A 4,607-nucleotide genomic window follows, 5' to 3' on the forward strand; every position below is an offset into this window, starting at 1 on the left:
TCGGCTGGGTGGCCTACGTCAGCGCCTTCCTGAGCACGTCCGCGGTGATGGCGGGCCTGGCAAGGGCGGTGGCACCGTCGGTGGGCCTGGGAGGGCCCGTGGGCGAGCGGCTGCTGGCCTCCGCGCTGGTGACGGGGCTGGCGGCGCTGGTGGCCTCCGGCATCCGCGTGTCCGCGCGGACGTGGACGGGGCTCACGGTGCTCAAGCTCCTGCCCCTGGCGGCGCTCTTGGGCGCGTTCTTCTTCCTGCCGGCCGGGCAGGTGCCGCCGCCGCTGCCCGCCACGGGGGCGTCCTGGCTGAAGGCGGGCCTGACGGTGATGTTCGCCTACCAGGGCTTTGAAATCGTCCCGGTCATCGCCGGGCAGGTGCGCGCGTCGGAGCGCACGGTGCCCATGGCGACGGTGGGCTCGCTGCTGCTGGCGATGCTGCTGTACGTGGGGCTGGTGTGGGCGTGCGTGGCGGCGCTGCCGGACCTGGCGCGCGCGGGCGCGCCCCTGGCGCAGGCGGCGGGCGTGTGGGGCGGCGCGGGGCTGGAGCGGCTGGTGGGCGCGGGCACCAGCGTGTCCGCGCTGGGCATCTGCGTGGGGATGATGGTGACGACGCCGCGCTACCTGTCCGCGCTGGCCTCCGGGGAGCGTTCGCTGTTCGGGCTGGAGCGCATGTCCGCGACGGGCGTGCCCATGCGGGCGCTCACGGTGACGTGGGCGCTGGTGCTGGGGTTCGTGAACCTGGGCGACCTGTCGGAGCTCTTCGCGCTCTCCGCCATCGCGGTGCTGATGCAATTCGGTGTCACGGCCGCGGCGCTCGCGGTGCTGGCCCTGCGGCGGGAGCGGGACCTGCGGCCGGTGCACGCGCTGCTCGCGGTGCCCACGCTGGTGCTGGGCCTGACGCTGGTGGCCTTCGGCGCGAGCGCACGCGAGGCGGCGGTGGCCTCGGTGGCGGTGCTCGCGGGGCTGGCGCTGATGCGGCTGTCGCGGCCGAGGGAGCCAGCGCCCGTCCGCCTGCCCTGACGCTTCCGCACGTCCGGAGGGCGGGCAGGCCTGGGGACAACCCATCACGTTGTGTTGCGAAGGGGCGACCGGGCCGGGAGACTCGCGAGGCGATGCTCGGGTATCAGGCGAATGCGCAGTGGCGGGACATGTCCGACTTCGTGGTGCACTTCACGAAGCCCGGGCCCCCGTACCACGACGCCTACCAGAACATGATGAGCATCCTGGGAGCGCGCACGCTCATCCCAGGCGCGGAGGGGTTTGGCATCGCGCGGCGGGAGGCGGTGGTGGCGGACCGGCACCGCTCGGTGTGCTTCAGCGAGATTCCGCTCGATCAGCTCGGGAGGCTGGTGCAGCGCCGGAGCCTGTACGGCATCGCCTTCCGCAAGAGCTTCATCCTGTCGCAGGGCGGAGGGCCCGTCTGGTACGTGCAGTACGGCTCCCCGGCGCACCTGGCGATGAAGCACCAGCTGGACCAGGCGCTGGCGGCGAAGGAGCCGCACAAGGAGCCCGTGTGGGCGGTGACGCCCTTCGTGGACATCCAGGGCGACGCGCACAACGCGCCCTACAGCTACCGCTTCGACTGGGAGCGCGAGTGGCGCGTCCCGGGCCTGCTGCGCTTCACGGAGTACGACGTCGCGGCGCTCTTCCTCCCGGAAGAGGTCCACACCCTGGCCCGGGACTTCTTCGCCTGGGCGGTGCGAGAGCGCGCGGGCCCGGGCTACTTCTGCCCGGTGTTGGATCCGGGTTGGAAGGCGGAGCAGATCATGGAGGCGCTGGCCAAGCACCCTCATGCGCCGGTGGTGGCGGAGCGCAAGAGCGTGCAGGGTTGATGGCGGCCAGGCTGACGGCTGACTCGCGAGCCCATCAGCTACTCGCGGTTGAAGCGCGTGCCCGACACGGGCTTCACCTCTCCCCGAAGGACGGCCACCGCCAGCTTGCGCGTGTCCTCGTAGGAGGGCTCGCCGTCGAAGAAGGCGAAGGTCAGGTGTGAGTCGTCTTCTTCATAGCCATCGAAGTGGAAGAGCCGTTCCTTGGCGCCTTCCGGCCGAGCATCATTGGTGAACGCATACGAGCCCAGGCTCAAGCGCCACCGCACCGGAGTGTCAGTGGCTCCGGGTGTCTCCACGTAGAAGACGTAGCGGACGGCCCAGTCCCCCTCGAGCTTGAAGTGCTCCGCCACCATCACCTTGGCGGCGCCCTCCTGGAACTGCTCCCGGACGAAGAAGGGGCTGTCCACCTTGCCCTCGTCGTTCAGCTTCACCAGCCTGGCGCGCGCGGCGTCGCGCTCCTTGAACTGCTTCAGCGCTTCGTGCTCCTGCACCAGCTTCGCGAGCGTGCGCCAGTCCTCGGGCATGTCCCGGGCGGCGGACTGGAAGTGCGCCAGCGCTCGCTCATGGTCCCCGTGGTTCTGGTAGGCCTGAGCGATATTGTACTGGAGCATCGGCTGGCGCGGGTGCTGGGGCGTCGTCTTGGCCAGCCATCGAAGCGCCTCCGCCTCGTTCCCCTCCTCCAGGCGCATCAGACCGAGGAAGCCCGAGGACTCCGCATCCTCCGGATCCAACGCAATCGCATGCTCGAAGGCATCCCGCGCCTTGTCCTTGTCCTCCTTCGCCGCCAGCGCCGCGCCCAGCGAGGACCAGTACTTCACCGTCCGGGGCGCCAGCTCCGTCGCCCGGGTCAGCTCCGCGATGGAGCCCTGCGAGTCCTGCGTGAACCCGAGTGAGTAGCCCTTGAGGTAGTGGTACTCGGCGACGTCCGGCGCCAACGCCAGGGCCTTGTCGAACTCCTGCCCCGCTTCCGCATCACGCTCGCCATAGAAATACACACGGCCCAGCAGGTAATGCAGGTGCGCGTCCGCCGGGTCCTTCTGGATGGCGGCCTCCAGCTCCTTCTGGATCCGGGCGAAGACCTGCTGCTGGGCGGGGCTCGCGGGACCGAACCGGGCCGCATCCAGCTGCTTCTCCCACTCCGCGGCGGCGGGCGTCCGGGCCAGCTGGACGGTATCGGGAGCGACGGGCGCGGCGGTCCTGCACGCCACGCTCAGGGTCAACAACACCAGACACACGAGGCTTCGGGGCATGAAGGCAATCTCTCACGGCCCCGCACGCCCCGTTCATCACCATTCCATCATCAAAGCCTCACCGCACCCGCTCGATGCGGTGCTTGCGGCCCTTGATGCGGCCTTCGCTCAGCCGCTGGAACGCCACCTTCACCACGCGCTTGGAGACGGCGACGAAGGCGTGGTGGTCGTGGATCTCGATCTTGCCCACGTCCTCCGCCTTCAACCCGCCCGCCTCGCCCGTGAGCGCGCCCAGGATGTCTCCGGGCCGCATCTTGTCCTTGCGCCCCGCGGAGATGGACAGCGTCTCCCAGCCGGAGATGAGCGACACGCCCGGCACGTTCTCCGGCACCAGCGCGTCCACGTCCCCCTTCTCCAGCTTCACGCCCGTCGTGCCTTCGATGTCCTCCACCTTGCGGCTGTCCGAGCGCGTCACCAGCGACAGCGCCAGCCCGCGCCGGCCCGCGCGCCCCGTGCGTCCGATGCGGTGCACGTACGCCTCCGGCTGCTGCGGCAGCTCGTAGTTCACCACCGCGTCCAGCGCCTCCACGTCGATGCCCCGGCCCGCCACGTCCGTGGCCACCAGCACGCGCGTGCTGTGATTGCGGAACTTCGCCATCACCCGGTCCCGGTCGAACTGCTCCAGGTCCCCCTGCAACCCGTCCGCGCTCACGCCCGCCTGCACCAGCGCTCGCGTCAACTCCACCACCACCGCCTTGAAGTTGCAGAACACGATGGCGGAGGCCGGCTGGTACTGGCGTAGGAGCCGCAACAGCAGTGTCTGCTTCTCCTCCGGCGTGCACGCGTATGCCACCTGCTGGATGTCCGGCGCGGCCTCCTCCTGCGCCAGCGACACCCGCACGGGGTCCTTCTGGAACGCGCGGCTCAGCTTCTCGATGTCGTCCGGGAACGTCGCGGAGAAGAGCACCGTCTGCCGCTTCGCGGGCGTGGCGCCCAGCACCCGCTCCATGTCCTCGCGGAAGCCCATGTCCAGCATCCGGTCCGCTTCATCCAGCACCACCGTGGCCAGGTGCCGCGTGTCCAGCACCTCGCGGTCCAGCAGGTCAATGATGCGCCCCGGCGTCCCCACGCCGATGTGCACGCCCTTCTCCAGCGCCTCCACCTGCGGCCGGATGGGCGACCCGCCCGCGAGCGCCAGCACCTGCACGCCCGGCATCCGGCGCGCCAGCCGCCTGATTTCCCCCGCCACCTGCGCGCACAGCTCGCGCGTCGGGCAGAGCACCAGCGCCTGGAGGTGGCGGTCCTGCGTGAGCTTCACCTTCTGGAGGATGGGCAGCGCGAACGCCGCCGTCTTCCCGCTGCCCGTGCGCGCCTGGCCCACCAGGTCCTTGCCCTGCAACAGCACCGGGATGCTCTGCGCCTGGATGGGGGTGGCGGTCTTGAACTCCAGCTCCTCCAGCACCTGGAGCAGCGGGGGCGACAGCGCGAGCGCGGAGAATTCCATCGAAGCCTCGGGGAACGGAGGCACGGGCGCCTCGGGAGAACGCGCCCTTGTAGCAGCCTTCACACGCCGGACAAGCCCGGCAACCCTACCC

Annotated in this window: 4 protein-coding genes; 2 read left to right on the top strand and 2 right to left on the bottom strand. The window is 70.5% G+C overall.

The window, feature by feature from the left end:
- On the top strand, positions 1-1,010 hold a 1,010-nt coding region (locus tag D7W79_RS39090), incomplete at its 5' end, for an APC family permease (protein ID WP_147442279.1).
- Between the two features lie 92 nt (positions 1,011-1,102).
- Positions 1,103-1,822: an abortive infection system antitoxin AbiGi family protein gene (locus D7W79_RS39095; protein ID WP_120530319.1), complete on the top strand. Its 720-nt coding sequence runs from the start codon at positions 1,103-1,105 to the stop codon at positions 1,820-1,822.
- A 38-nt stretch (positions 1,823-1,860) separates the two neighbouring features.
- On the opposite strand, the gene D7W79_RS39100 is transcribed toward D7W79_RS39095, so the two are convergent.
- On the bottom strand, positions 1,861-3,072 hold the full coding sequence (locus D7W79_RS39100) for a tetratricopeptide repeat protein (RefSeq protein ID WP_120530320.1): 1,212 nt from the start codon (positions 3,070-3,072) through the stop codon (positions 1,861-1,863).
- Between the two features lie 58 nt (positions 3,073-3,130).
- Positions 3,131-4,516, bottom strand: coding sequence for an ATP-dependent RNA helicase DbpA (gene dbpA, locus D7W79_RS39105; protein WP_120530321.1), 1,386 nt, complete (start codon positions 4,514-4,516; stop codon positions 3,131-3,133).
- Positions 4,517-4,607 lie beyond the last annotated feature (91 nt).

Source organism: Corallococcus exercitus (assembly GCF_003611585.1).
Lineage (GTDB): Bacteria > Myxococcota > Myxococcia > Myxococcales > Myxococcaceae > Corallococcus > Corallococcus exercitus.

Coding starts and splice junctions, on each gene's coding strand:
- D7W79_RS39095 (WP_120530319.1), top strand. CDS start 1,103: ATGCTCGGGTATCAGGCGAATGCGCAGTGGCGGGACATGTCCGACTTC.
- D7W79_RS39100 (WP_120530320.1), bottom strand. CDS start 3,072: ATGCCCCGAAGCCTCGTGTGTCTGGTGTTGTTGACCCTGAGCGTGGCG.
- dbpA (WP_120530321.1), bottom strand. CDS start 4,516: ATGGAATTCTCCGCGCTCGCGCTGTCGCCCCCGCTGCTCCAGGTGCTG.